This window comes from SAR86 cluster bacterium (genome assembly GCA_023703675.1).
GTDB lineage: Bacteria > Pseudomonadota > Gammaproteobacteria > Magnimaribacterales > AG-339-G14 > AG-339-G14.
Genome location: CP097974.1, coordinates 1,140,381 through 1,165,754, shown reverse-complemented (window position 1 = coordinate 1,165,754; position 25,374 = coordinate 1,140,381). Strand labels below are relative to the sequence as shown.

The following is a 25,374-nucleotide window of genomic DNA, read 5'->3' as shown; positions in this document are numbered from 1 at the left end:
TAAATGAATTACTGGAAGGCTAATTTATTAATTCTTTCAATAATATTATTTATTTGGTTTATTGTTTCTTTTGGTTTTGGAATTATTTGGTCTGAGAGCCTTGATGAAATCAAAATCTGGGGATTTAAATTGGGCTTTTGGTTTGCTCAACAAGGAAGCATTTACATTTTTGTTTTGTTGATTTTTGTCTATGTCGCGTTGATGAATCGTTTAGATAAAAAATATAAATCCAAAGAGGATGATTAATGGATGCTCAGTTATTAACTTTTGTATTCGTTGGAATATCTTTTTCTCTCTATATTGGTATTGCTATTTGGTCTCGCGCTAAATCTACTAGCGACTTTTATATAGCCGACAAAGGAGTGAACCCAATTGCCAATGGGATGGCAACAGCAGCAGACTGGATGTCAGCTGCCTCATTTATTTCAATGGCCGGGTTAATATCCTTTCTTGGAAAAGACGGTTCAGTTTATTTAATGGGTTGGACGGGAGGCTACGTATTACTTGCCTTGCTTTTGGCTCCTTATCTTAGAAAATTTGGTCAATATACAGTACCAGATTTTATTGGCACCAGATATTATTCAGACGCTGCAAGGCTGGTTGCAGTGTTGTGCTTGATTTTCATTTCTTTTACTTACATTGCAGGACAAATGCGAGGCGTTGGAATTGTTTTTTCAAGGTTTCTCGAAGTAGATATTGAATTGGGAGTCATTATTGGAATGGGTATAGTTTTTTTCTATGCTGTTTTGGGCGGTATGAAAGGAATTACTTATACTCAAGTTGCACAATATTGCGTACTTATTTTTGCCTACATGGTTCCCGCAATTTTTATTTCTATACTCATTACAAACAATCCCATTCCTCAATTAGGGTTTGGTGACCAAATCAATGGCTCCTCAGTCTATTTATTAGATAAACTTGACCAACTCCATTTTGAGCTGGGATTCGATCCGTATACTTCTAATTCAAAAAGTACAATTGATGTATTTTTCATTACAGCTGCATTAATGTTTGGAACCGCGGGATTGCCCCATGTAATCGTAAGATTTTTTACTGTCCCTAAAGTTAGCGATGCAAGAAAATCTGCTGGCTATGCTTTGGTTTTTATAGCCTTGCTTTACACAACCGCTCCAGCAGTGTCTGCATTTGCTAGAGTAAATTTCATAGAATCAGTCCAGGAAGTAAATTATGACGAAGCTCCAAATTGGTTTAAAAATTGGGAACAAATTGGCCTCATTGTATGGACCGACAAAAACGATGACGGAAAGATAAACTATTCAAGCGGAACTGCGTTGAAGGGTGCCAAACCAAATTACAACGATAAGATAGGCTCTTACGGTCAACGTCTAGTCACAAATGAAAACGATCTCAGCAATCCTAACGAAGTCTACATCGATAGAGACATTATGGTCTTGGCAAATCCTGAGATTGCAAAATTACCAAATTGGGTAATAGCCTTGGTGGCGGCAGGAGCTTTGGCAGCAGCACTCTCTACTGCGGCGGGCCTTTTGTTGGTTATTTCTGCTTCAATCTCTCATGATTTGATGAAAAAGACTCTGATGCCAAAGATAAATGACAGGCAAGAGTTACTATTTGCTCGGACTGCAGCAGCAGTTGCAATTATTGTTGCAGGTGTCTTTGGGATATATCCTCCGGGATTTGTTGCCCAAGTAGTTGCATTTGCTTTCGGTTTAGCAGCTTCTACAATATTTCCAGTATTATTTTTAGGAATTTTTTATAAAAGGCTCAATAAAGAGGGCGCAATTGCTGGAATGCTTTCTGGTTTAATAGTCACTTCAAGTTATATAATTTTTTTTAAATTTATTAATCCCGAACTGAATACTGCGGAGAATTGGATTTTTGGAATTTCGCCTGAAGGCTTTGGATTCTTGGGAATGTTTATAAATTTTGGGACAGCGATCTTTGTTTCGGCATTTTTTAAAGCTCCACCACAAAGAGTTTATGATCTTGTTGAAGACATTAGAAAGCCATAAGCTTACTTAAACTTCTTACGCATATTTCTTACAGCTTCCATACCGAAAACAGGTTTTTTTCCTTTTGGTACAGTATTTCCTTTTCTGATTAACTCTTCGAAGGAAGCGCCACTTTTGAACATTTCGTAAAGTGTTTCTACGTCCATATTTGTCCCGACAGGTTCGTCAGAAAAATCTGGCGCAATATTTTTTTTAAATTCTTCAGCAGAACGAAAGTGTTCAAAAAATATCTCTACCAGATTTCCATCTGGATCTTTGTAGTACATTCCTGTTATCCAACCATGGTTTATCGTCCAATAAGGTAGTAGGCCCTTTTCTTTAGCAGAAAAGTAAAAATCGAACCATTTTTCAATCGGATTTAGCTTGTATGAAATATGATCAAGGCCAACAATCGAGGGTGTGGAAGAATTAAGCCAGTTTTTAAATCTCATTATTTGTTTTGGGATGAAGCTCAATTGGTCGTAAACCTTAGAAGTATTAGCTATCGCAACCCGGTGATGCTCATCATCAAATGCTAAGAAGGTAAGTTCAGGACTCTCGTAAAGAGGTTCACAGCCAAAAAGTTTGGAATAAAAATCTATCATTAATTCGAAGTTCATTGTTTTAAATGCTACATGATGGAATTCATCTGGCGCATCAGAAGATTTAAGATTTTTATAAATCTCTAAGTTCAGCTTCTTTTCTGCTCTCATAGATAAATTCTAACCTATAAATAAAAAGTCATGATTAATTTGTTTAGTAAGTTTTTGTAAATATAATTCTTTCATGACTTCTCTGACAGTAAATGAAGTGTATGCAATCGGAGCGCCAATTATTCTTTCGATGATTTTATTTGAAGTTTTTATTTCTAATTTAAGAAACAAAGCATGGTACAAAAAAGGCGATACTTTATGCACCACTGGTCTTTTAACAGGAAATATTTTGATGAGTTTTTCTGTAAAGGGATTAATTTTGGCATTTCACTTTTACTTATATCAATTTAGAGTCATAGATTTAACAAGCATTTTTCCACTTTGGGCAATGTGGCTTTTGACTTTTGTTTTAATAGATTTAATTTTTTACGTTTATCATCGATTGTCTCATAGGGTTAGATTCCTTTGGGCAATCCATATGAGCCACCACTCTAGTGAAGAAATGAATTTTGCTGTCTCTTTTAGGCAGGCTTGGTTTGGCCCACTATCAAAAGTTCCTTTTTTTATGGTCATGCCATTGATGGGATTTGATCCGACCATTATTGCTGTAGCTGGAGTTATAAGCACTCTTTGGGGCATAGTAGGACACACTCAAATTGTGAATAAATTAGGGCCTTTAGAATATTTATTTAATACGCCTTCTCATCATCGAGTACATCATGGATCTAATCCAGAATACATAGACAAGAATTACGGCAATTTATTTATCATTTGGGACAAAATGTTTGGCACTTTTGAACCTGAAAAAGCTCCTGTTACTTTCGGACTCGTCAATAATGTGAATACTTTTAATCCTATAAGAATTACTTTTATGGGTTGGATTTCGATGATAAAGGATATGAGAGCTGCTAAAAATTTTAAAGAATTTTGCTTACATTTCTTTGGACCACCTAACACAAAGACACGAAGCGGCTCTTTTTGAAGCTTACTCCAATATTATTCTTACGCCACCAACATAAATCTCTTCGTCTTTCCAAGCATCATTTTTTTTGGCGTTTTCTATAATTTTTTCTTTATCCAAAGCTTTCAATACGAAGGCATAGATACCTTCACCCCTTCCATCATCTTTTTGTATAAAACTTATGTTTGATTCTTTTAAAGGAATAGTTAATTCATCTCCTATCGCTCTTTCTTTTCCAAGCGCTTTTTCCCACTTCGAACAAAGAATTTCTGGATCCGTTGATTGAAGAATTACACCAGACAGACAATTAACTAAAGATTTATTTATGTCCTTTTTCCAGCTTGTACCAGCCCACAACCAAGCTTCATCAGGTATCATCTTGTCTAGAGAAAGGATAGCGCCACCTACCTGCCTAGGATGAAGGTGTATAGTTCTCGCATGAATTCCTTCTTCATTTCTTTCACCATTCCAAACAATTTCTATATCAGTTTTTTTTACTCTTTCATTTTCACTTTCAAAATTTTCAACATCAACAATAATCATATACCCTCCCTCACCACCTCTTTTATCAAAAAATCTTTCTGCAGTGGTGTTCTCCTTCACAGGCATTACTATTTCAAAAAAGGTGTCATTAAGAGGGATCAAAACATTTTCTAGGCCAAAATTTATTAACCCTGGATCATGAAAAGTTTCTTTGAGATCGAAAATGTTACATATCTTTCTAGATAGCTCATCTCTTTCTTTGGATACAAATACTAACTGTCTTAATCTCATAATCTTTGTAGAATAACAAATAAAAAACTAGTGAGGAACAAATGAAAAATCTAGACACGGGAACAGAACATCTTCTTGCAAGAATTGAAAATAACGTTGGTTACTTGACCATGAATCGACCTGAAGCAAGGAATGCAATGTCTTCTGAAATGAATGGAGCTCTGCAAGAAAAAATTGCTGAGTTTGAATTGAATGAAGAAGTTAGGTGCATTGTTTTAACAGGCGCTGGCAATGCATTTTGTGCCGGTGGAGATGTGAAGGGCATGAATGCAAAGAATGAGGGAAATGGCGGAGAAGATACAATTGATAAAGCCATTCATAGACAAAGAGATAATCAACGCGGCACTTCAGGCAAGCTCTACAAAATGCCGAAACCGACGATTGCCTCGCTTTCAGGAGCTGCTGCTGGTGCTGGATTGTCCTACGCTTTGTCCTGTGATTTGAGAATTATGTCATCAGTTGCATTTATGACAACAGCTTTTGCTAAAGTTGGATTTTCTGGAGATTACGGCGGAACATATTTTATGTCTCAGCTTATCGGTTCGGCTAAAGCAAGAGAATTATATTTTCTCTCGGACCGAGTTTCAGCGGAAGAAGCTTTGAATCTTGGGCTAACTAATTGGGTTGTAGACGCAGAAAGTCTAGAAGCCAAAACAAAAGAAATTGCAGAACAGCTTGCTGCCGGGCCATCGGTTGCTTTTAGGTATATGAAAGAGAATCTAAATCGAGCAATGAATGGCGACGTCGATGAGTGCCTTGATCTTGAAGCGACACATCATGTGCACTGTGGACAAACAACGGATCACAAAAACGCCGTAAAAGCTTTTGTAGAAAAAAAACAACCTAAATTCTCAGGAAAATAAAATTAAAGGTTTTTTAAGGAGGGCAGAATGTTTTTAGCTATGAATAGATTTAAAATCGTGAAAGGTAAGGAACAAGAATTTGAGAAGGTTTGGAAAGAGAGAGATACTCATTTAGAAGGAGTAAAAGGCTTCGTTAAATTTAACTTACTTAAAGGTGCGGAAACAGAAAGTTATTCGCTTTATGCTTCTCATAGTATTTGGGAGAGCGAAGACGCATTTATTGATTGGACCAAATCTGTAGCTTTTAAACTTGCTCATAAAAACGCTGGCATTCATCGAGACTTGTACTTAGGGCCCCCTAACTTAGAGATTTTTGACCAGATAATTTAACAATGAACTCTATTTTAGTTTTCTTATCAGGATTAATTTCAGGAATGATAATTTTTCAGTCTGCCCTAGTCGCTCCTACAGTTTTTAAAGTAATTCCAGAAGATCAGGCAGGCCCATTTTTGAGGAGTATATTTCCAAAATTATTTTTTACGATAGCTTTAATTGGGCTTTTTTCTTTTCTTATATCTTTATTCAGTAATAACTTGATGACAACTTTAATTCCATTGAGTACGGTCGTTCTAATGACAACTTGTTACTATTTAGTCCCAATGACTAATAGAGCGAGAGATGAAGGAAATACTACGTCATTCAATCGGTTGCATTTTGTGAGTGTCTCTCTAACTCTTTTAGTTTTGTTTGGAAATATTTCTTTAATAATTTTTATTTAGAAAGATGGAACAATTAAATATTTTTGGAGAGCCTATAGAAGAGTGTTGTGCTAATCCAATAACCGGGTTTTTTCGTGACGGTTTTTGCCGAACAGACGAAATGGATAGAGGGCTGCACGTAGTATGTGCACAAATGACTGAAGATTTTTTAGAGTTTTCTAAATTACGAGGTAATGATTTATCGACTCCAAAACCTGAATTTAATTTCCCCGGTTTGAAAGAGGGGGATCATTGGTGTATCTGTGCTGAAAGGTGGAAAGAAGCTTTTGAATACGACAAAGCACCAAAATTGTTTTTACGAAAAAGTAATCAAAAAATTTTGGAACTTGTTGATTTGGAAACTTTAAAAAAGTTTTCTATCGATCTTTCGTAAATTCAATTTGAAACGCGGCTAAATTGCTGTTTCTTTCTGCTTCCGTGCTTAAGATAGACTTCTCGAGCAATTTTTTTAAAGTCACTATTTTTTCTCATTGCCCAAACTGTATCTCTAGCTTTTTTTGCAGAGAGTTTTGGATCGACAATTTGATCGTAGTAAATGTCTTTTAATTCAGCGTTGTGAATCAGTTCGATTTCAACATTTTCAAGTTGTGGGATCATTTTCTTAGTCCATTCAGCAGTTGAGTCCTGATCCAAACTTTGTTTGAAGACTGAATAGATTCTAGGTAAATTGATACCAGTAACGCCACTTTGCATTTGAACTTGGCTGATATGGATTCCGGGCTCAAAGTCTGTGAAGAGCTCTGCAAGCAAAGGTGAAGTTTTCTGCCATGGCTGCCAAAGATTGTAACTAGCAAATGACATTATCATCGCTCGCATCCTAAAATTTATCCATCCATTGGTATTTAAGTAAGTAATACACGCATCTAAAAAAGGAAACCCGGTTTGGCCTTTTATCCATTTTTCTATTAGTTCAGAGTCCTCTTCTGTCCTCAATTCGTCGCAAAAGGGATGCATGGATCTAAATTCAAGTTCTGGTTCTGTTTCAAGTTTTTGCACAAAGTGACAATGCCAATGGAGTCTTTTTTTAAAAGACAAAAGATCTTTTTTATAAGGCGAGAAGATTAAAACGTTATTTAATTCTTGATAGATTTTTCTAATCGAAATTGATCCAAAAGCTATATGAGGAGAGAGTCTAGAACAAGCAGCTTCTGCTTCTTTTGGACAAGACATTTTTTTACTGTATCCATCCGCTCGATATTCAAAGAAAGAGTTGAGTAAGACAGAAGCTAATTTTTCCCCACCTTTTTGTATGTTGTTTAGAGAAGAATTATTAATTTTTAAACTTTGCTCAAAATCTTCAAAACTTAAAAGCGGTAATTTCTTTACAAAATTGGTATTACTTGGAAGATCTAATAAAGGTTTATTCATTATTTTATTCCAATCATTTGACCAATTGTCTCTGTCAAATTGATGGAGTTGTAGACCAAAATTGTCATATATTGCTACAGCTTCACTTTCGAAATTATTTAAAAATTTCTTTAAGTCTTCACGATGATAAAGGTTATCAGTGCAGTGGTTGAGATGAATTTTTGAATGGGGTAGTTCTTTATTTAAAAAAATACTTAATTTTTCGAAAGAACCTTCGAAGATAAAAACCTTAGAATTTAGGTTTTTTAGATTTTCGTTAAGCTCTTTTAGACAATCAACAGCAAATTTTAATTGCCTCGGGGACCTCCCATAAGATTGCCAGTAATTTTTATCATAAACGTAAACGACGCAATAATTTTCTTTTTTAGAACCATAATACAAAGCTGGGTTGTCAAGCAGCCTCAGGTCTCTTTGCAAAACTATTACATCCATAGGGGACAAAGATATTACTTTAAAATATTTAAAAATCGCCTTATAAGAATATAAAAAGAATTTGCTAGAATAGGTTTAACAAATGATAGATTATCTTAGAGCGCAAAAAGTTATTCACTGGTTGATGGCAATCGTCATCATGTTGGATTTAAATGTCGCTCAAAAATTTGGCGGGGACATGGAGCTCTGGGATCGTCTAGAATCTAGAGTCGATCATGCTACTGCCGGGCTTATAGTAACCTTCTTATTTATCTTGAGAATATTTCTTAGATTTTTATATGGCGCTCCGAGCTTACCAGAATCGATGCCTAGTTGGCAGGTTGTTATGGCAAAGACTGGCCATTACGGCTTGTATTTTTTAATGGGGTTATTAATTGTTACTGGAATTGCTTCTGCGAATTTCACAAGTGATCCAATAGTTGTCTTTGGTGCATTAAATTTATCGTCAGAGGTAGATAATTCTAATATGTTTAATTTGATCAGGGCTGTCCACGAGTTTGCGACAAATGCGATTATCGCGTTGATTGTGGTGCATATATTAGCTGCTTTGTACCATCATTTTATTGTCAAGGACGATACGACTAAAAATATGACCAAGTTTTGGACAAGAAAAACCGTCAAATGACAGATTATGAAACTCAATGGTTACATAGAAGGTTATTTTGGGAAGCTGCTCTCATGGAATGAGCGAGAAGAAATTTTACAGCAGATAGTTAATCAAAAATTAAATACTTATTTTTATTGTCCTAAAGAAGATCCCTACCATCGATTAAATTGGAAGGAGCCTTATCCAGAATCGATAAAAAAAGGGCTAAGTCAATTCAGCAAAAGTTGTAGAGCAAACGAAGTAAAATTTTTGTTTGGAATTTCACCAGGAATAGATTTTAAAAACTCTTATGATGAGCTCTTTAGGAAAATTTCTGAATCTAGGCAATTGGAGATTTTAGATGTAGTGATTCTTTTTGATGACCTTTTTGAAGAGCAAAATGGAGAGAAGCATGCTGAGATTTTGAATAGATGCAATGATAAGTTCAAAGACATTAACTTTTTTTGCGTACCTTCTGAGTACTGCGAGCAACTGGCAAAACCAAATTTGTTAGAAAGTATTTATTTAAAAGAATTATCGAAAAATTTAGATAAAGAAATCCCAATTTTTTGGACAGGATCCAAGGTTGTATCTTCCAGTTATACCGAAGAAGCTATCGAGAGCTGGAAGGGTGCACTGAATCATAAATTAATCGTTTGGGATAACTTTTATGCCAACGACTATTGCCTACCAAAAGTAGTGATTGAAGCGTTTGATGAAGACGATCAATCTAAATTAGAAAGCCTAGAGGGAATCATGATAAATGGAACAGGTTTGTTAAATGTAGATAAGTTTTGCTTAGAAGCTTTAGCCAATAAAGTTTTTCATCGACAAGAAGAGGTTCATTCTCTTTTCGAAAATGCTGGACTTCCAGAGCAATTTGAAAAGGTTTCAAATTTATTTAAATTGGATGCAAGCTTTACTGGTTCAGCGGAGGAAGTTAGCGCAGTCGAATTTTTACTTTGGAAATGGACTGGGCCTATAAAACAAGAAATTTATCCATACCTACATATTTTGAGAAAATTTTTGAAAAAGGAAGACTCATCAGGATTGCTTGAATCTCGTTTTAATTTAAAGAAAATTGATTAGAAGTATTTTAAAAATCCTAGTGATTTGCGCCTGCAGCTTTGAAACTATTTTTGTTTTTGCCGAAGAAGTATCTTTTGGAACGCTTTCTAAAGAAGTATTGCAATCTAATTTTTTGGGTGAGAGAAAATTGTCGATTTATTACCCTGACAAAAATAAAATTGACCAGAATACCGTTTTTATAATTGCCCAAGACGGCCAATACCTTTTTGACGGCGAAATAAATTGGGTTAAAGAAGAATGGGGTATAGACGAAACGCTTCAATCTCTTCATGAAAAAAATCGACTACCTAATGTTGTTATTATTGGCATAGAAAATGCTGCAGGCTCAAATGGAGGAGAGTTCATTGATGAATCTAGGAGATATGCTGAATATTTTCCAAAGGAAGTAATTAGCTATTTTGGTTTTGGATTCAGGAGATTTGCTTATAGAAACTTTGTAGATGTTGAAAGGTTTAATTACTTAAAATTCTTAGAAGAAGAATTAATTCCTTACTTAGAAGTAAAGTTTGAAAGAGATTTGAATTCAAAAAATTTAGGGATACTTGGATCAAGTATGGGCGGACTAATTTCATTAAACGCTTTAATTGAGTTACCCCATCGGTTTGGATTTGCAGCATCTGTTTCAACCCACTGGATAGGCATAAGGCCATTGGATTACGTTTTACTTCCCTTTAGAAGCGAGATTAAATTTTTTGGCGACCCATACACGACAGAAGCAATTTATTCTTACATAACAGAAAATCTTGACGTGTTAAAAGATAAAAGGGTTTACTTCGATCGAGGTACCGAAAGTCTTGATCAATTTTATGAAGAACCTCAAAATAAAATAGACGAACTCTTCTATTCTAACGATCTAAGCTTTAAAAGTTTAGTATTCGATGGTTTTGGACATAACCCTGAGGATTTTGGAAAAAGGTTTGAGGAAGCTCTTAATTTTCTCTTAAAAGATAACTAATATTTTTTTTAATTCTATAAATTAAATATTAGATTTACTTGTTGAATTCGTTATGTAGCTCTCTAATTTCTCAAGTTCTGTACAAGATTCGGGACATAGTTTTTGAAGTTTTGCCAAATTCATATTTGCCTGATCTAAACGATTAGTTTCTACAAATAACTCTCCCTGGTATTCCAAAGCTGATTTATTATCTGGATCTATATTCAAAGCTTTCACATAGGATTCTTCTGATGCCTGGTAATTTTCGAGCTTCCTATAAGTAAAAGCTAGTAGAGTCCAACCGTCTGAATCGTTTGGTTCAGATTTTGTATAATTTTTCAAAATTTTTCGAGCTTTAGAAAATTGACCCTTATCAATCATTTTATAAGCCTTTGAATACATTTTAGTGGGGTTGCTTTTGTCGTATTTAACTGAGTATGCTGGATACGCAACAAATATCGTTAGCAGGGCGGCAAAAATTAAACTAATTTTCCAATTGTGTTTCATGTGAGGATATTAAACTCACAGACACAAAATAAAGAGAATAAATTTATTGCATTTATTTATATGAATTTTAATTCTTAAACCTTTCTTAATATTGTTAAAATTTTGATTATCAATGATAGACAGAGAAAAATTCCAACCCGGTTACTTCAAATCTTCTTGGCCAGTCGAATGTGGAGGAAATAGAAGACAAAAATCATCGAAGGGACGATTAAATGCTGAAAATGCAGTTGCAGAAGTGCAAACCGTTTCTTCAGATAAATGGAATGTTATGGTGATTAAAAGGGATGCAGGTGAATTTTATTTAGGCGGAACAATGCCGTATTTTTTTGGGCCAGAGCCATATGGATGGGTGCAGAAATTTGATCCAATTACATTAGAAATTTTGAGCGAAAGCCCTAAATTGCCTTGCGGGGGACATGTTTGGTGTGGAGCAATAGCTGCGCACGAAAATGGAAACATTATTAAAGTTAACGGAAATTACATGCACTCTTTGGATAGAAATTGCGGAATTGTAAAAGAAACGAAACTACCTATTGATAGAGCCCACAATGGATTATTGGTTCTATCAGATGGAACCATTGTGACAAAAGATTGCAGATTGGAGAGGCAAGGAAATTCTTCTATAACTAGACTTGATCCAAATACATTAGAAACACTCGATGCTCCTTTATCATTACCTGAAGGGTCAATGGGAAGAATTGCATCAGATTTAAGTAGTGACGGCGAATTTATTTTTGTCCCTGGCATAGAAAAAATTTGGAAGATAAGAGTTTCAAAAGAAGATCTGGAAGTTGAAGATGATTGGGCTCCAAGGTATAGAGAATTGAATGGAAATCAAGGCTTGGCTTGGGATGGATGCATTTCAGATGACTACATTTGGATCATGGACAATGGAGACATTGATTCTGTCAGATCAATTTACGGCGTCCACCCGAATGGAAGGTTTAAAGAATATCAATCTCTAAGCTGGCGCTCGCCAGCACCTTGGAAAGGTAAGCAAAGACTAATAAGAATTTCACTAGCTACAGGCGAATTAAATTTCATTGAACCTTTTGCCAAAGACGGAGGAGGAATAATTGCTCCTCCAGTAAATATCCCCGAACTTAATATGTGTGTTGCCTGGGATAGCATTAATGGAGGCATTGCCGGTATTTCATACTCTGAAGAGGAATTGGAAGTTTCTTGGAAGGTAGACCTACGAGCAACAATGCAACCTGTAGTTTTTCCAGAAAGCCGGGAACTAGTTATTAATCATTACGAAAAAGGCAGAGATCAAATCGTTGTTCTGGATATTCTTTCTGGAGAAATATTAAGTCAAGTCGATGTGAATTCTACTTTGGCCAATGGTATGTTTTTGACTCCTGGCAATAATAGAGATATCTTTTACTGCTCCACGGGAGCTTTTTCAAGGATAAGTTGGTCTTAAGATGTTAAAAAATTACGCTGTCACGATAGCTATTTCTGCGGTTGCTGCCTTTTTTCTCATTTATTTTCTATTTGCTTACTCAGGAATAATGTTATCTGTTGAATCTGGCTATCAAATTGGAGACATTTCTAGATGGTGTGAAAGAATAAGTTCTGGGTATTTTAGAGAGCCTTCCAACGCGCTCAGCAATATAGGATTCATCCTGACAGGAATTTTTATGGTCTGGATTCTTTCAAGAGAAGAGGTAACAGGTCAAAATTTTTTCATAGGATTTACTTCAATATCAGTCCTTTATGCTTCAGCCTCAATCTTTTTAGGTCCCGGTTCATTAATGATGCATGGAACTCACACGGAGTGGGGACAATGGATTGATAACGTAAGCATGGTGGCCTACATAATTATTCCCTGGCTTCTAAATTTTAAAATTTTAAATGGGTGGAGTGAAAACCAATTCTTATCAGCTTACTTTGTAATCTTGTTTTTATTTTCTTTCTTGAGTTGGTTTTTTGGTTCTGACCTCGGAATAGATTTTAGTCTATTTGGATTATCCATAGGTTTGTGGATAATTTCTGAATTTCTATACAATTTTTATTCTGCTTCAATGAGATTTTTCTCGGGATTTGTAGGTTACGCCGTGCTTTGGTTGTTTGGCACTTCTCCTTATGAGGTTGTGATAAATATCCAAGATTTTTGGTGGACTCTATTTTTTTGGTTGCCCGGCTTGATAGCAACAAGGAAACCCGACAGTTTCAGAAAATATAATCCTTGGTTTTTTGCAGGATGTTTCTTTTATATTTTAGCCTTTACGATCTGGCTCCAGGGAAACTTAATAGTTAATCCGGATTCCGAGTGGTGCTATCCTGATTCTATTATTCAACCGCACGCCTTGTGGCATATAATCTGTGCATTAGCGACACTTTCTTTCTTTTTCTTCTATAGAACAGAGAAAAGATCATTGGAGAGTTAATTTATGAAAAAAAAGTATTTAATATTTTTCTTAATTTTATTTTTAAATCCCCTTGCTATAGCAGATCCATTGAAAGATGCTGTAGAGAGTGACGTAAGATCAAATAAAAGTATCGCGCGAGACGTTCATCGCAATCCTTATGAAACTCTGTCTTTTTTTGGAATAGAGCCCAACATGAAAGTTGTTGAACTTTCTCCAGGAGGAGGATGGTACACAGAAATACTAGCTAGCTATCTAAGAGAAGATGGGCAGCTAATTGCTGCTCATTTCGATCCCTCAATGGGAGGGTTTGCTAAGAGAATCAGAGATAGTTTTGAAAAAAAGCTTTCCAGTAATTCAATTTATGATCGAGTTAAAGTAGTTTCTTTAAATTCTAAGTATTCTGAAGAAAATTCAGTAGACGCCATTTTAACTTTTCGAAATTTACACAATTGGATTGGGCCTAGTTGGGATCTGATCATGACAAATACATACCAATCACTGAAGGAAGGAGGGATTTTCGGAGTCGTCGAACACAGGGCCAAAGAGAATACTTCGGTTCAAGATATGAAAAAAACCGGGTATGTAACTGAGAATTACGCCATCGAATATATAGAAAAATACGGCTTTAAATTGATTTCCAAAAGTGAAGTAAACTCGAATATTAAAGATACTAAAGATCATCCAAAGGGGGTATGGACCCTGCCTCCAGTAATGAGGCTCAAAGAGGTAGACCAGGAGAAGTATCTGGAAATCGGAGAAAGTGATAGATTTACCTTTTTATTTCAAAAGATTTGAGGAAATGTAATGACTAATGAAAATGAAACGGTTTTAGTAACTGGCGGCTCAGGATTTATCGCAACCCACTGTATTTTAAAGCTTGCTGCCGCAGGCTATAAAATTAAATCTACCGTCAGAAATTTAGATAGAGTTACTGATTTAAATGAAATTTTAAACAAAGCTGGCTCGCAACATGAAAGATTAAATAGAGTTGAAGTCGAATGGACAAGTGCCGATCTTACCAAAGATGAAGGTTGGGATGATGCAGTTTCTGGATGTAAATATGTTCTTCACGTGGCCTCACCTGTTTCCTTAGACGTTAAAGATGAAAATGAGTTAATAACTCCAGCCCGTGAAGGCACTTTAAGGGTTCTGAAAGCTGCTTCTAAAGCTAAAGTCGAAAGAGTAGTTTTAACTTCTTCGGTGGCTGCAATTTTAAACGGTGAAGAAAAATCAAGTTATGACGAGAATGATTGGACAAATCCAGAAGCTCAGGATTGCTCAGCGTATAGTAAATCTAAAACTTATGCAGAAAAAGCAGCTTGGGATTTTGTCGAAAATGTAGATTCAAACTTGGAGTTAGCTGTTATTAATCCCTCTTGGGTTCTTGGGCCAATTCTTGAATCAGATATCGGATCAAGCGTCCAGTCAATTCAAATGTTATTAAATGGAGCTCTTCCTCTAGTCCCTAAAATTAGCTTTGGAATGGTAGATGTTCGCGATGTTGCTGATTTACACGTCCTCGCGATGACTTCCGATAAAGCGCCTGGCAATAGATTCATTGCGAGTGCTAATACTTTAAGTATGCCTGAATGGACAAGAATCCTCAGGGAGGCTATTCCAGAATACAAAAAGAGATTGCCTAAAAGAACGGCTCCGGACTTACTGATAAAGTTTCTGGGAATTTTTAGTAAAACAGCTGGTTTTATTGCTGAGCAGCTCGGCAGAACGAAACAGTTAGATAATTCTAAGGCAAAAAATTTATTGGGCTGGGAGCCCAGATCAGGTGAGGAAGCCTTGATAGCTTCAGCTAAAAGTTTGATAGAGTTAAATCAAGTAAAAGCTCTCTGACCATTTTAAAATAAGATTAATGTTTGAAGTCTACTATTTAAGTTTTTTTGGAATTTGGGCTCTTCTTAGTTTGGTAGTTATAGAAGCTATTATAGCTATGGGCGCTTCAAGATCTCAAAAAAAGTATACGCCTGGAATTTTAAACTCTGACTTAGGACCTGAATCATTTGTTTTTCGAAGTGACAGAGCTTTTAAAAATTCTTTAGAAAATATTGTTCCGTTTTTAGGAGCGGCAATAATAAGTATTTTGCTAAGCATGGACCCGCTGAGACTTGCGAGATTGGTATTGGTCTATGTGTTAGCTCGATACATCTATACGGCCGTTTACTACTCAATTGCAACGAGAAAAAATCCAAGCTTTCGTAGTTTATTTTATCTGGTGGGTCTTATAGTCACTATGATCATGTTAGTTGACATTGGTTGGTTTTTATTAAAATAGGAGAAGATTATGTCTTTTGAAAGCGATGAAAAAAGATTAAAGAAGGGAACTGAAATTTTAAAAAAATTAAACTTTCTACACAAAGCGGAAGGAAGTTTTTCTACAGATTTTAGATCTCATACTATAGAAAATTTATTTGGAACAGTTTGGACAAGGCCCGGCTTAGAAATTCAAGAAAGAAGTATGATAACTCTAGCAGGATTGATAGCTTTGAATAGAGAAAACGAATTGCGTTTACATTTTCGTGGAGCTAGAAATCTAGGTTTAAGTAAGGAAAAAATAGAAGAAATAATTTTTCATTTAGCTCACTATGCGGGCTGGCCAAATGCAGTTACTTCTGGAAAAGTTTTAGAGGAAGTCTGGAAAGAAATGGACGATGAAGAAAATAGTGAAGGTTAGTTAATACTAGAAATTTTTATTTCTTTTGAACTTTTCGGAAGCACAACATGAGTGCCATCATCAGCTAGAGTAAAATCACTAAAAATTTCATCTACTCCTCTGGTAAATACTTCAGCCATAAGGGAAATAACAGGTGCTGGGGCTAGGTGATAAAACACCAAGTGTTTCACATTAGCCTTTTTTGCCAATCTAGCTCCGTCTTTAGGAGAGATATGATAATCCTGTATATCGAACATAATTTTTGCATTCCTTTCATTGCCAATAGATTCTTGCGCTTTTTGTAATCGGCTAATTAAGTCCATCGAGAGGGCTTCCATAAATAATACATCTGCGTCTTTAGCATATTTGAGAAGATTTTCGCTATAGATAGTGTCTCCACTAAACACTATGGATCTTCCCTTGTAATCAAATCTAAAACCAAGTGAAGGGCTCACAGGTTCGTGTTCCACCAAAAATGCAGTTATTTTAAGATCTCCGTCATCGTAAAAAGGAGATTCACTAGGGGAGATTGTAATAGCTTCATAACCGTTTGCGCTTTTGACAAGTACGGAATCACCGTGATGATCGAATCTATATTGAGCATCCAATGCATAAGCCTGTTCAAACCCATCTGTTATTTTTTTTATTCCTTCAGGACCAAAAACTTTTAATTTTTCATTCCGTCCAGATACCCAGCTGCCCAAGTGAAAGTCTTGCAAATCTGAAAAATGATCAGAATGTAGATGCGTAATTAAAATTGCTTCGAATTCAAAGGGTATTCCAAAAGTTCTCAAATTACTCGCACTTCCATCACCCGTATCGACTATAAAAACTTTTTCTCCTGCCTTAACGAGGATACAAGTTTCAGCTCTGTCAGGATTTGGCAAAGGAGACCTAGAGCCGCAAACAATTGCGCTTAAGGCATCTTCTGTTGTTAAGGGAGATTCAGCATTTATCTGTTGGGCAATGGCAAAATCTATAATGCTATCTTGTATTGAAGGTATTCTCAGCAAAGTGAAAACTAAAATAGTTAAAACTATAAATATTGATATAGAATATTTTATAAACCTAAACATAAATTTTGAATTACTCTATCAATTGACAGTTATTTGTCAAAAATTCTTAGGAGATGAATGGAAATTTTAAGAACCCCCGAAAAATCCTTTGCTAATCTAAAGGATTATCCTTACGAACCTTGTTATACAACAATTTCGACTCATGATGATTCAGAGCTGAGGATTCATCATATTGATGTTGGCCCTGAGGATGGACCTATTATTTTATGCATGCATGGACAACCTGTTTGGAGTTACCTGTATACAAAGATGATTCCATTTTTTTCTGATGCTGGAATTAGAGTAATTTGTCCAGATCTTCCAGGGTACGGAAAATCTGACAAACCCGCTGCAAGAGAGGACTATAGTTTTCAGAGACAAGTAGATTGGATGACTAATTGGCTAAAAACAAATGACTTTAAAAATATTTCTTTTTTTGGTCAAGACTGGGGAGGGTTGATTGGGTTGAGGATGGTCGCAAATGAACCTGATCGCTTTAATAAAGTAGCCATGGGAAATACAGGACTGCCTTACAATCCAGACGTACCTTTTGATGTAGTAGACAAGGTAAACAGTTTTAGAGAAAGTAATTTAAAACTCTCTCCAATTACAATGTTTAAGCAAGTAAGACAAATGGATAGTAAAAAAACTCATCCAGCTTTGAAATTTATGTATTGGCAAAAATTTTGTTGGGATACAGTTGATTTACCAATAGGTTTTCTGATGGAGCAAAGTATGGGTAAGCCTTCAACAATTCAAAGACTTTTATATCTGGCTTTCGTTAATCTAGGGATAAGTAACTATTTTCCTTTTAAATCACAACTAGCTAAGGCTTACGATGCCCCTTTCCCAAATGATAAATACAAAATGGGTCCTCGAGCCATGCCAAGTCACGTTCCAACAATTCCCGATGAGTCCTTGGAAGCCCAAAGAATCGCTAGGGACGTTTTCAAGCATTGGGACAAACCTTTTTTAAGTGTTTTTGCTGGAGATGATCCTGTTACTAATGGAATAGAGCGAGATGTTTTAAATATGTGTCCAAATGCCAAAAGTGCTGAACATATTGGTGGGGGTCATTTTTATCAATGGACTAGACCCAAAGAATTATCAGAGCTTTTGATAAATTTTATTAAGCAGCAGGAGAGAAAATGAAAGTAGAGAACAAAGTTATTCCATCGGAAGAGCAGATGAAAGGTTTCGTAGAAGGGGATATAGACAGTCCAATTTCAATGCTCAATCTTTTAAAATTCAAGGATAAAGCTGAGTATGAGGATGGCAGAACAACAGATCTCACGGGTAGAGAAGCCTATCAAATATATGCTTTAGCAGTCGCTAAATTGGTTGAGAACACCGGCGGGAAAGTTTTATTTGGCGCAGAAGTAAGCAGGTTGATGTTAGGAGAAGTTGAAGAATTATGGGATACAGTTGCAATAGCTCAGTACCCCAGTAGAAGAAAAATGCTCGAAATGATGATGAGCCCTGAATATGCAGAGATATCTGTGCATCGTACTGCAGGATTAAAAGGGCAGTTAAACATCGAGACAAAAAATCATGAGTGAAAACACTCGAATTACTTTTATAGGCAGTCCACCATCTCCTTACACTAGGAAGATGATTGCTTTGATGAGATATAGACAAATACCTTACAAGGTCATTTGGGGCAACCCGGAAGAATTACTAACCAATGGATCTTTATCTCATTTAAACATTGAACCTGCAAAACCAAATCTTCAACCAACTTTTCTTCTTCCCGATGAAACTGGAGAATTGAAGGCCTATACAGATTCAACGCCTCTCATAAGACGCTTCGAAACAGAATTTGAAATCAGAAAATGTATTCCTAAAGATAAATTTTTAAGCTTTTTAAATTATCTTCTTGAAGATTTTGCTGATGAATGGGTAACAAAGTACATGTTTCATTATCGATGGCATTTCGATGAGGATATTGACAATGCCGGAACACTTTTGCCATTAAATCAAATCGTGAATCTTGATGAAGATTCGTTGGCTTCATTTAAAAAATTTATTTCTGAAAGACAAGTTAGTAGATTAGGAGTGGTTGGTTCTAGTGAAATCACTGCCGAAATCATTGAAAAAAGTTTTAAAAGATTTTTAAGCTTATTAGAAAAACATTTTTCTATTTTCCCTTTCTTGCTCGGTAAAAGGCCAGCTTCAGCTGATTTTGCAATGTTTGGACAGTTGAGTCAGCTTGTTGGATTCGATCCCACCTCCAGGAAAATAGCTCACGAGATTTCACCAAGAACAGTTGCTTGGGTCAGTTTAATGGAAGATTTATCAGGCCTTGAAGTTTCAGATCAAGATTGGATATTAGACGAAGTACCTGAGTCACTTAGTAATATTTTTAAAGAAATTGGTAAGGTTTATGCCCCTGCTCTATTAGCTAACAAAGAAGCAACTTTGAAAGATGAAAAAACTTGGAAGGCTTTAATAGATGATTCTGAGTGGACTCAACAAACTTTTCCTTATCAAGTTAAATGTCTTAATTGGATTAATGAAGAATTTGAAAAATTAGATAATAAAGAAAAAAATAAAGTGAACTTATTTCTTAAAAAAAATAATTGCGAGAAGCTTTTAAAAAACTAACTTAAAAGAAATTGAAATCTATTTCGGTAATCAAAAGCTGATATTATAAAATCTTACTGTAATTCGTTGACCGAGGGGATAAATTAGTTGAGCTTGTTAAGTAAAATTTTTCCAGAAAATCCAAATGAATACAAAGGTAGTATCTTAGCCTTTTACGCACTTATTTTGTATACAGGATTGTTAATTTGGAGAAGCACAATTCATTTACTTTTTTGGGAGTTTGGACTGCACGATATTGCGAATGTGATGCCTATAAAGGGATCTCCCGACCCGATGAATTTAATTTATCTATTTTTCTCTCTCTGGGGTTTAGAACAAGTTATTAGGACAGGCCTTACCATTATGGTTTTGATAAAATATAGGGGATTTATTCCTCTAATGTTATTAATTAACATCTTCGAGTGGGGATTGAGAGGTATTTATCCTTTAACAGATTTTTTCCCATCTCTTAATCCTGACTATACTAATGGAGTCACTCCAGGAGCTGAAGGAGTGCCATACATTCTAATTTTCTTAATTATTTCTCTCATTCTTTCCTTGCGGACTAAAAAGAATTAAAGACATGTCTTTTGAAGAGAGAATTACTCTTGTAACGATAAGTTTTAGAAGCAAAAGTTCTCTGGAAAAGCTTATTAAAAATGTTTCAGATGATTGCGAAATCATTATTGTAGATAATTCCCAAGACTTCGAAACTACGAAAGAATTTTCAAATAAGCCACATTTAAAGATATTAAGTCCTAAGAGTAATTTAGGATTTGGAGCAGCTTGCAATTTAGGTGCGAAAGCATCGAGTAGAGATTATCTTTTTTTTGTAAATCCAGATTGTATTCTGAAAGAAAAAACAATTGAAAACCTTTATCAAGCTTCTCAAAAATATAAAAATGCTAGCGCTTTTTCTCCAAAAATACTTGATTCTAAGGGAAAACAAACATTCAAAAGAAGGTCAGTTCTTTTGAACCGAAAAGATTGGATGTCAAGAGTTCCGCCAACCGAGGATTCTGAGGTAACAGTAATAGCTGGTTCAGCTTTTTTAATTGAAAAAACTAAATTTTTGTCAATTGGAGGATTCGATGAGAATATCTTTCTTTTTCATGAAGACGATGATCTTTCTATAAGATTAAGAAATACAATAGGACCTTTGTATAATATTCCTTCTGCGATAATGGTTCATGAAGGAGGAAGCTCTAGTGGCCGTAGTCCGGAAATAGCAAGCTTGAAGGGATTTCATATGGGCAAATCAAGGGTTTATGCCCAAAAAAAACACAAAATAAATTTTCCATTAACAAGAAATTTCATTTTTTCATTCGTTCAATTATTTTCGATTGAAATAATTTTTTCAAAAAGAAAAAGAGCAAAATATTTTTCTTTTTTTAAAGGCGTTTTAAGCGAAATAAACAAAGAAAGTTTTACAGGATAATATATAACCATGATTTTAGTGACTGGTGGTGCAGGTTTTATAGGTTCTAACTTTATTTTACGTTGGATCAAAAAAAATAATGAGTCCGTATTGAATTTTGACAATTTAACCTATGCATCAAATTTAAAAAACTTATCAAGTATTGAAGACAATAAAAATTATTTTTTCGTTAAAGGGGACATTAACGACAAAACATTACTTAAGGAAGTTTTATCTAAGCACAAACCCAGATCGATAGTGAATTTTGCGGCAGAAACTCATGTTGATAATTCTATAACCTCTCCAGAGGCCTTTATAAATTCAAATATAACTGGAACTTTTAATCTGCTTTCCGCCACCTTAGAGTTTTATTTATCTTCGTCCTTTGAAGAAAAGGAAAAATTTAAGTTCTTGCACGTTTCAACTGATGAAGTATTTGGATCCTTAAAGTTAGATGACGATAAATCAACAGAATTTAGCGCTTATAGACCTAATAGTCCTTACTCGGCTTCAAAAGCAGCAAGTGATCATTTAGTGAGAGCTTGGGCAGAAACTTTTAAATTACCAGTTAACATTACTAATTGTACTAATAATTATGGTCCACATCAGCACACAGAGAAACTTATTCCTCTTTTGATAAGTAACTGCTTAAACTGGAAAAAACTCCCAATATATGGCGATGGCAAAAATATAAGAGATTGGCTTTTTGTAGAGGATCATTGCGAAGCTATTTGCGAAGTTTTAGATAAAGGAAAAGTTGGTGAAACCTATAACATTGGCGGAAATAATCAAACTTCAAATATTGAGATAACGCAAAAAATTTGTTCTATTTTAGATAAGTTATCTCCCAGCAAAAAAGGAAATTATTCCCAATTAATAGAATTCGTGCAAGATAGGCCAGGTCACGATTTTCGCTACAATTTAGATACTTCAAAAATAAAAAAAGAGCTTAATTGGCAGCCTTCGGAAACCTTCGATTCTGGATTAGAAAAAACGGTATCATGGTACTTTGAAAAATATATAAGCGGTGAAAAGTAGAAAGGGAATTGTATTGGCAGGAGGTTCGGGTACTCGCTTGTATCCCATTACCAATTGCATCTCAAAACAGTTGTTGCCAGTCTATGACAAGCCAATGATCTATTATCCTATTACCACTCTGATGCTGGCTGGCATAAAGGACATTTTAATAATTTCTACACCCAGCGATTTAGGATTATTTAAAAATATGCTGGGTGATGGTTCTCAGTGGGGAGTAAATTTTAGTTACGAGTCTCAAGCTTCTCCAGACGGTATAGCTCAAGCTCTTATAATCGCTGAAAATTTCTTAAATAATAAGAGCTCTGCTCTAGTTTTAGGAGATAATATTTTTTTTGGAGCGTCAATGCCTGAAAGATTAGATGCGGCAAGTAATTTCCAGGAGGGAGCCAAGGTTTTTGCTTATCATGTAAATGATCCAGATCGATACGGTGTAGTTGAATTCAATAATGAGAATAAAGTTTTAAGTTTGGAAGAAAAACCTAAATCTCCCAAAAGTAATTACGTCGTAACAGGGTTATATTTTTATGACTCAGAAGCTTCGGAAGTTGCTAAATCTTTAAAGCCTTCATCAAGAGGTGAGTTGGAGATTACTGATGTTAATAATTGGTATTTGGAAAATAGGACGCTTGAAGTCGAACTGTTAGATCACGGATTTGCTTGGCTAGATACTGGAACTCATGAGAGTCTGCATGAAGCCGGTAGTTTTATAGAAACTATTCAAAAAAGACAAGGCCTTATGGTGGCTTGTCCAGAAGAAATTGCTTATAAAAAGAAATGGATTAATGCAGATTCTCTTGAGAGCTTAGCGCAACCGCTCCTTAAAAGCTCTTACGGAAAATATCTTCTCTCGCTTCTAAATTAGCTCTTGCTCAAGTGCCTTGTCTTTAGAAGAAACTAAGAATTCTTTATTCTCGAAGTTATTTCTTAGGAAACTATTTCCATTTATACCTTTGTAGTGTTCCTCAGAATAAGTTTTATCCAAGAAATATTGCATCAGGACTTCGTCAGAAAGAGTTATGAATCCATGTGCAAAACTGGAAGGAATCAAAATTGCGTCTCCCGTCCTTAGTTCAAATTCCTCAATGTCTCTTTCTAAGGGATTATCAGAAGGAACAATAAGATCTAATACTTCTCCTGAATGAATAACTATTAATTTATTTTGTTCGAAAGGCTTAGTTTGATAATGAAATCCTCTAAAAGTATCTTTTTTTTCACTAAAGGATAAAAGTTGATATCGAAAATTAAATTTTTGTTCAGGAATTTTGCTTATTAAATTCTCAATATCCAATGCACTGAGATACCCTCTATCGTCGTTGAAAACATTAAAAGCTTGTTTAAAGACTATGGGCTTTTCTAATTTCATTGCTTCTCGACAATAGCATACTTTCAAAATCTTGACTTGATGAAGCTCTATAAATGTTCTTTGGAAACTTAGTAATTTTTTTAAAATAATCAACTGCGTTAAAATCCTTATTTATCAATGATCTAGAGCTTAAAATTTTTACGATCTTTTTCGCAAGATCTTCAATTGTAATTTGATTATTTGAAAGAATCATATATTTGCCTTTTTGAAGATCTAGACTAGCCATAAGACATTCTGAAATTTCGTCTATATGAGTTAAATTCATTTGTATTTTTTTTGCAGGAATATTTATTTCTTCATTTAATAATGATTTTTTTATGAAGAGATCTACAACCTTTTCTCGGTTATCATCTGAGCCAAAAGAATCGAATAAAAAGATTTCGGTAATTTCAAACGTTTGTTCGGCCCACTTTATAAAATCACTTTTACTTTTGGCATAAAGATTTTGTTCGTCTTCTGGAATCAATTGGATGTAAGAAGAAGTCGTAATTATTTTTTTTAGGTTAATTTCCTCAAGTGTTTTACATACTTGGACGGGAAAATTCAAATTAGATTGAAGAATTTCGTTTTCTTCGAATTCATTCTTAGGAGAAGGATTATATAAAGTTGCTAAATGAATCAAAACCTCTGAAGAATAATTTTCCAACATTTTAAAATCAAAATCCTTAAGAATTTTTTTTTCATTTTTTTGATGGATTGAAATCTTGTGATTTCTCTCAAAATTTAAAACAAAATTGTATTTTTCTAGCAAAGTATGAAGTAGGTTTCTTCCTATGAAGCCTGTTATACCTGTTGTATAGATTACGTCAGACAACTTTCAATTTCAAAGAGCTTCTTAATGGTAAGATCCATTTTCTCTCTCGTTTGCTTATTGTGACAACCTAGTAAAATTCCATTTTCCATAATGTAATCACTCACTTCAAAGGTTCCAAAAGATTCCCAATTAAATTTTTTGGCAACAGGCTGACGCATAATATTTCCAGTAAAAATTGTTCTAGTCTGAATTCCTGATTCTTCAAGAAAAATTTGTATTTCTTTTCTTTTCTTTTCGAGTTTATTTGTAAAAATTAAGGGAAAAGCTAACCAACCTGTTTCGACATTTTTATAAGAGCTTGGAACGCTAAAATTATCTGATTCGCTTAATTTTTCTTTGAGATAATTGTAATTATCTAATCTATTTTTTAGGTTTTTCTCTAAGTTTTTGATTTGAACTAGAGCAAATGCAGCTGAAATTTCCGAAGGTAAAAAGTTATAAGCTATATCATCAAAAATATATTTATCATCATAATTCATACCATCTATTTTTGCATTGAATCTTCTTTCATAATCTTCTGTTTCTCCATAAAGCGAGGACCTTCTTCCCCAGCCCCTAAGTGATAGAGCTAAATCATAATGCTCTTTCTCAGAAAAGCATGTCATTCCTCCAAAACCGGCGCCGGTGACTACGTGCGACGCATAGAAACTTGTTGTGGATACATCAGACCAATTTTTCTTGCCTGTTTCATATTTATACCCAATGGTATCTGCAGAGTCTTCGATAGTCTTGAGATTGTTACTTTTGGCGAAATCAGAAATTTCTTCCCAATTTGCCACATTTCCAATCAGATTGGGAACGCAAATTGCAGACACATTTTCCAGGGGTGCTTGTTTTAATTTGTTAATATCAATTTGCATTGTTTCTCTTTCCACATCTATAAATAAGGGGATTAGTTCTGATTGAACTAATGGAGAAATAGTTGTTGAAAAGGTGAGGGCAGGAGTAAGGACTTTAGTTCCCTTTTTCAAATTAAGTGATTGAACTGCAATTAAATTTGCAGAAGAACCACTGTTAGTCATTAGACCAAATTTTTTATTAAATAACTTAGCAACTTGCCCCTCCAAGGTTCTTACATTTTCACCACACATTAATGCTAGCCGGTTCTCTCGAAGGACTTTGATCACTGCATCAATTTCTTCGTCGGAATAATTCGCTTCGGCATAAAAAACTTTTGTCATAGTAGAATTATAAATTGTCGTTAA

31 protein-coding genes are annotated in these 25,374 nt (G+C 34.9%); 23 read left to right on the top strand and 8 right to left on the bottom strand.

Annotated elements, in window-relative coordinates; all coding sequences use genetic code 11:
* The first annotated feature begins 3 nt into the window (after positions 1–3).
* Positions 4–246, top strand: coding sequence for a DUF4212 domain-containing protein (locus tag M9C82_06110; GenBank protein URQ73521.1), 243 nt, complete (start codon positions 4–6; stop codon positions 244–246).
* On the top strand, positions 246–1,994 hold the full coding sequence (locus M9C82_06105) for a cation acetate symporter (protein URQ73520.1): 1,749 nt from the start codon (positions 246–248) through the stop codon (positions 1,992–1,994). Before M9C82_06110 ends, M9C82_06105 begins: the two co-directional genes overlap by 1 nt.
* Positions 1,995–1,996: 2 nt before the next feature.
* Here M9C82_06105 and M9C82_06100 read toward each other — a convergent pair whose 3' ends face one another.
* Positions 1,997–2,686, bottom strand: coding sequence for a VOC family protein (locus M9C82_06100; GenBank protein ID URQ73519.1), 690 nt, complete (start codon positions 2,684–2,686; stop codon positions 1,997–1,999).
* Between the two features lie 73 nt (positions 2,687–2,759).
* Here M9C82_06100 and M9C82_06095 point away from each other — a divergent pair, with 73 nt between their 5' ends.
* A complete protein-coding gene (locus M9C82_06095) occupies positions 2,760–3,608 on the top strand; it encodes a sterol desaturase family protein (protein URQ73518.1) in 849 nt (282 codons plus the stop codon).
* A gap of 3 nt (positions 3,609–3,611) precedes the next feature.
* Here M9C82_06095 and M9C82_06090 read toward each other — a convergent pair whose 3' ends face one another.
* Entirely contained in the window at positions 3,612–4,361 is a 750-nt protein-coding gene (locus tag M9C82_06090) for a hypothetical protein (GenBank protein ID URQ73517.1), read from the bottom strand.
* A 41-nt stretch (positions 4,362–4,402) separates the two neighbouring features.
* Between M9C82_06090 and M9C82_06085 the strand changes: the two genes are divergently transcribed.
* Genes M9C82_06085 through M9C82_06070 form a run of 4 tightly spaced genes read left to right on the top strand, consistent with a single transcriptional unit; the run spans position 4,403 to position 6,316 of the window.
* The gene (locus M9C82_06085) at positions 4,403–5,224 is read left to right on the top strand and encodes an enoyl-CoA hydratase (GenBank protein ID URQ73516.1); all 822 of its coding nucleotides are present in this window, start codon (positions 4,403–4,405) and stop codon (positions 5,222–5,224) included.
* Positions 5,225–5,251: 27 nt separating this feature from the next.
* Positions 5,252–5,554 carry an antibiotic biosynthesis monooxygenase gene (locus tag M9C82_06080; GenBank protein URQ73515.1) on the top strand — a complete coding sequence of 101 codons (303 nt, stop codon included), beginning with the start codon at positions 5,252–5,254 and terminating at the stop codon, positions 5,552–5,554.
* 2 nt (positions 5,555–5,556) lie between these two features.
* Positions 5,557–5,943 (top strand): DUF4149 domain-containing protein, encoded by a 387-nt coding sequence (locus tag M9C82_06075; GenBank protein ID URQ73514.1) that lies wholly within the window; start codon positions 5,557–5,559, stop codon positions 5,941–5,943.
* Between the two features lie 4 nt (positions 5,944–5,947).
* A complete protein-coding gene (locus tag M9C82_06070; protein URQ73513.1) occupies positions 5,948–6,316 on the top strand; it encodes a DUF2237 domain-containing protein in 369 nt (122 codons plus the stop codon).
* 2 nt (positions 6,317–6,318) lie between these two features.
* Here the strand turns inward: M9C82_06070 and M9C82_06065 are convergent, their stop codons facing one another.
* Positions 6,319–7,743, bottom strand: a complete 1,425-nt coding sequence (locus M9C82_06065; protein URQ73512.1) for a deoxyribodipyrimidine photo-lyase/cryptochrome family protein — start codon at positions 7,741–7,743, stop codon at positions 6,319–6,321.
* Between the two features lie 82 nt (positions 7,744–7,825).
* Between M9C82_06065 and M9C82_06060 the strand changes: the two genes are divergently transcribed.
* From M9C82_06060 to M9C82_06050, 3 genes are read left to right on the top strand one after another with little or no spacing between them, the layout of a single operon-like run.
* The gene (locus M9C82_06060) at positions 7,826–8,368 is read left to right on the top strand and encodes a cytochrome b (GenBank protein URQ73511.1); all 543 of its coding nucleotides are present in this window, start codon (positions 7,826–7,828) and stop codon (positions 8,366–8,368) included.
* Positions 8,369–8,374: 6 nt separating this feature from the next.
* Positions 8,375–9,418 (top strand): protein O-GlcNAcase, encoded by a 1,044-nt coding sequence (locus M9C82_06055; GenBank protein ID URQ73510.1) that lies wholly within the window; start codon positions 8,375–8,377, stop codon positions 9,416–9,418.
* Positions 9,411–10,373, top strand: a complete 963-nt coding sequence (locus M9C82_06050) for an esterase family protein (protein URQ73509.1) — start codon at positions 9,411–9,413, stop codon at positions 10,371–10,373. Before M9C82_06055 ends, M9C82_06050 begins: the two co-directional genes overlap by 8 nt.
* Positions 10,374–10,394: 21 nt before the next feature.
* On the opposite strand, the gene M9C82_06045 is transcribed toward M9C82_06050, so the two are convergent.
* The gene (locus tag M9C82_06045; protein ID URQ73508.1) at positions 10,395–10,859 is read right to left on the bottom strand and encodes a tetratricopeptide repeat protein; all 465 of its coding nucleotides are present in this window, start codon (positions 10,857–10,859) and stop codon (positions 10,395–10,397) included.
* 112 nt (positions 10,860–10,971) lie between these two features.
* On the opposite strand from M9C82_06045, the gene M9C82_06040 reads away from it, so the two are divergent.
* The 6 genes from M9C82_06040 to M9C82_06015 are packed head-to-tail and all read left to right on the top strand — an operon-like array spanning position 10,972 to position 15,920.
* Positions 10,972–12,285, top strand: a complete 1,314-nt coding sequence (locus M9C82_06040; protein URQ73507.1) for a hypothetical protein — start codon at positions 10,972–10,974, stop codon at positions 12,283–12,285.
* A 1-nt stretch (position 12,286) separates the two neighbouring features.
* Positions 12,287–13,252, top strand: a complete 966-nt coding sequence (locus M9C82_06035; GenBank protein ID URQ73506.1) for a ceramidase domain-containing protein — start codon at positions 12,287–12,289, stop codon at positions 13,250–13,252.
* A gap of 3 nt (positions 13,253–13,255) precedes the next feature.
* The gene (locus M9C82_06030; protein ID URQ73505.1) at positions 13,256–14,029 is read left to right on the top strand and encodes a methyltransferase; all 774 of its coding nucleotides are present in this window, start codon (positions 13,256–13,258) and stop codon (positions 14,027–14,029) included.
* A gap of 9 nt (positions 14,030–14,038) precedes the next feature.
* Positions 14,039–15,082: an aldehyde reductase gene (locus tag M9C82_06025; protein ID URQ73504.1), complete on the top strand. Its 1,044-nt coding sequence runs from the start codon at positions 14,039–14,041 to the stop codon at positions 15,080–15,082.
* 19 nt (positions 15,083–15,101) lie between these two features.
* Positions 15,102–15,521: an MAPEG family protein gene (locus tag M9C82_06020; protein URQ73503.1), complete on the top strand. Its 420-nt coding sequence runs from the start codon at positions 15,102–15,104 to the stop codon at positions 15,519–15,521.
* A gap of 9 nt (positions 15,522–15,530) precedes the next feature.
* Positions 15,531–15,920, top strand: a complete 390-nt coding sequence (locus M9C82_06015) for a carboxymuconolactone decarboxylase family protein (protein ID URQ73502.1) — start codon at positions 15,531–15,533, stop codon at positions 15,918–15,920.
* On the opposite strand, the gene M9C82_06010 is transcribed toward M9C82_06015, so the two are convergent.
* Positions 15,917–16,975, bottom strand: a complete 1,059-nt coding sequence (locus M9C82_06010) for an MBL fold metallo-hydrolase (protein URQ73501.1) — start codon at positions 16,973–16,975, stop codon at positions 15,917–15,919. The genes M9C82_06015 and M9C82_06010 overlap by 4 nt on opposite strands.
* A gap of 57 nt (positions 16,976–17,032) precedes the next feature.
* Between M9C82_06010 and M9C82_06005 the strand changes: the two genes are divergently transcribed.
* From M9C82_06005 to rfbA, 7 genes are all read left to right on the top strand, one after another.
* Positions 17,033–18,106, top strand: a complete 1,074-nt coding sequence (locus M9C82_06005) for a haloalkane dehalogenase (protein ID URQ73500.1) — start codon at positions 17,033–17,035, stop codon at positions 18,104–18,106.
* On the top strand, positions 18,103–18,513 hold the full coding sequence (locus tag M9C82_06000) for a DUF1330 domain-containing protein (protein URQ73499.1): 411 nt from the start codon (positions 18,103–18,105) through the stop codon (positions 18,511–18,513). Before M9C82_06005 ends, M9C82_06000 begins: the two co-directional genes overlap by 4 nt.
* On the top strand, positions 18,506–19,558 hold the full coding sequence (locus M9C82_05995; protein ID URQ73498.1) for a glutathione S-transferase: 1,053 nt from the start codon (positions 18,506–18,508) through the stop codon (positions 19,556–19,558). The genes M9C82_06000 and M9C82_05995 overlap by 8 nt, the downstream gene beginning before the upstream one ends.
* Positions 19,559–19,645: 87 nt before the next feature.
* Positions 19,646–20,116 carry a hypothetical protein gene (locus M9C82_05990; protein URQ73497.1) on the top strand — a complete coding sequence of 157 codons (471 nt, stop codon included), beginning with the start codon at positions 19,646–19,648 and terminating at the stop codon, positions 20,114–20,116.
* 4 nt (positions 20,117–20,120) lie between these two features.
* Complete coding sequence (locus M9C82_05985; GenBank protein URQ73496.1) at positions 20,121–20,975, top strand: glycosyltransferase family 2 protein; 855 nt, start codon at positions 20,121–20,123, stop codon at positions 20,973–20,975.
* 9 nt (positions 20,976–20,984) lie between these two features.
* Positions 20,985–21,992, top strand: coding sequence for a dTDP-glucose 4,6-dehydratase (gene rfbB / locus M9C82_05980; protein URQ73495.1), 1,008 nt, complete (start codon positions 20,985–20,987; stop codon positions 21,990–21,992).
* Entirely contained in the window at positions 21,982–22,854 is an 873-nt protein-coding gene (rfbA, locus tag M9C82_05975; GenBank protein ID URQ73494.1) for a glucose-1-phosphate thymidylyltransferase RfbA, read from the top strand. Before rfbB ends, rfbA begins: the two co-directional genes overlap by 11 nt.
* Here rfbA and M9C82_05970 read toward each other — a convergent pair.
* The 3 genes from M9C82_05970 to M9C82_05960 are packed head-to-tail and all read right to left on the bottom strand — an operon-like array spanning position 22,846 to position 25,350.
* Positions 22,846–23,355 (bottom strand): dTDP-4-dehydrorhamnose 3,5-epimerase family protein, encoded by a 510-nt coding sequence (locus tag M9C82_05970; protein URQ73493.1) that lies wholly within the window; start codon positions 23,353–23,355, stop codon positions 22,846–22,848. The genes rfbA and M9C82_05970 overlap by 9 nt on opposite strands.
* Positions 23,327–24,169, bottom strand: coding sequence for an NAD(P)-dependent oxidoreductase (locus M9C82_05965; protein ID URQ73492.1), 843 nt, complete (start codon positions 24,167–24,169; stop codon positions 23,327–23,329). The genes M9C82_05970 and M9C82_05965 overlap by 29 nt, the downstream gene beginning before the upstream one ends.
* Positions 24,157–25,350, bottom strand: a complete 1,194-nt coding sequence (locus M9C82_05960; protein ID URQ73491.1) for an aminotransferase class I/II-fold pyridoxal phosphate-dependent enzyme — start codon at positions 25,348–25,350, stop codon at positions 24,157–24,159. Before M9C82_05960 ends, M9C82_05965 begins: the two co-directional genes overlap by 13 nt.
* Between the last annotated feature and the right edge of the window lie 24 nt (positions 25,351–25,374).

Bases quoted from the DNA above. Each gene is read 5' to 3' on its own strand.
- M9C82_06100 (URQ73519.1), bottom strand. From the start codon at position 2,686: ATGAGAGCAGAAAAGAAGCTGAACTTAGAGATTTATAAAAATCTTAAA.
- M9C82_06065 (URQ73512.1), bottom strand. From the start codon at position 7,743: ATGGATGTAATAGTTTTGCAAAGAGACCTGAGGCTGCTTGACAACCCA.
- M9C82_05960 (URQ73491.1), bottom strand. From the start codon at position 25,350: ATGACAAAAGTTTTTTATGCCGAAGCGAATTATTCCGACGAAGAAATT.
- M9C82_06040 (URQ73507.1), top strand. From the start codon at position 10,972: ATGATAGACAGAGAAAAATTCCAACCCGGTTACTTCAAATCTTCTTGG.
- M9C82_06075 (URQ73514.1), top strand. From the start codon at position 5,557: ATGAACTCTATTTTAGTTTTCTTATCAGGATTAATTTCAGGAATGATA.
- M9C82_05985 (URQ73496.1), top strand. From the start codon at position 20,121: ATGTCTTTTGAAGAGAGAATTACTCTTGTAACGATAAGTTTTAGAAGC.
- M9C82_06110 (URQ73521.1), top strand. From the start codon at position 4: ATGAATTACTGGAAGGCTAATTTATTAATTCTTTCAATAATATTATTT.
- M9C82_06020 (URQ73503.1), top strand. From the start codon at position 15,102: ATGTTTGAAGTCTACTATTTAAGTTTTTTTGGAATTTGGGCTCTTCTT.
- M9C82_06025 (URQ73504.1), top strand. From the start codon at position 14,039: ATGACTAATGAAAATGAAACGGTTTTAGTAACTGGCGGCTCAGGATTT.
- M9C82_06070 (URQ73513.1), top strand. From the start codon at position 5,948: ATGGAACAATTAAATATTTTTGGAGAGCCTATAGAAGAGTGTTGTGCT.
- M9C82_06045 (URQ73508.1), bottom strand. From the start codon at position 10,859: ATGAAACACAATTGGAAAATTAGTTTAATTTTTGCCGCCCTGCTAACG.
- M9C82_06060 (URQ73511.1), top strand. From the start codon at position 7,826: ATGATAGATTATCTTAGAGCGCAAAAAGTTATTCACTGGTTGATGGCA.
- M9C82_06095 (URQ73518.1), top strand. From the start codon at position 2,760: ATGACTTCTCTGACAGTAAATGAAGTGTATGCAATCGGAGCGCCAATT.
- M9C82_06085 (URQ73516.1), top strand. From the start codon at position 4,403: ATGAAAAATCTAGACACGGGAACAGAACATCTTCTTGCAAGAATTGAA.
- M9C82_06105 (URQ73520.1), top strand. From the start codon at position 246: ATGGATGCTCAGTTATTAACTTTTGTATTCGTTGGAATATCTTTTTCT.
- M9C82_05995 (URQ73498.1), top strand. From the start codon at position 18,506: ATGAGTGAAAACACTCGAATTACTTTTATAGGCAGTCCACCATCTCCT.
- M9C82_06035 (URQ73506.1), top strand. From the start codon at position 12,287: ATGTTAAAAAATTACGCTGTCACGATAGCTATTTCTGCGGTTGCTGCC.
- M9C82_06030 (URQ73505.1), top strand. From the start codon at position 13,256: ATGAAAAAAAAGTATTTAATATTTTTCTTAATTTTATTTTTAAATCCC.
- M9C82_06010 (URQ73501.1), bottom strand. From the start codon at position 16,975: ATGTTTAGGTTTATAAAATATTCTATATCAATATTTATAGTTTTAACT.
- M9C82_06015 (URQ73502.1), top strand. From the start codon at position 15,531: ATGTCTTTTGAAAGCGATGAAAAAAGATTAAAGAAGGGAACTGAAATT.
- M9C82_06055 (URQ73510.1), top strand. From the start codon at position 8,375: ATGAAACTCAATGGTTACATAGAAGGTTATTTTGGGAAGCTGCTCTCA.
- M9C82_06000 (URQ73499.1), top strand. From the start codon at position 18,103: ATGAAAGTAGAGAACAAAGTTATTCCATCGGAAGAGCAGATGAAAGGT.
- M9C82_05970 (URQ73493.1), bottom strand. From the start codon at position 23,355: ATGAAATTAGAAAAGCCCATAGTCTTTAAACAAGCTTTTAATGTTTTC.
- M9C82_06005 (URQ73500.1), top strand. From the start codon at position 17,033: ATGGAAATTTTAAGAACCCCCGAAAAATCCTTTGCTAATCTAAAGGAT.
- M9C82_06090 (URQ73517.1), bottom strand. From the start codon at position 4,361: ATGAGATTAAGACAGTTAGTATTTGTATCCAAAGAAAGAGATGAGCTA.
- M9C82_06080 (URQ73515.1), top strand. From the start codon at position 5,252: ATGTTTTTAGCTATGAATAGATTTAAAATCGTGAAAGGTAAGGAACAA.
- rfbB (URQ73495.1), top strand. From the start codon at position 20,985: ATGATTTTAGTGACTGGTGGTGCAGGTTTTATAGGTTCTAACTTTATT.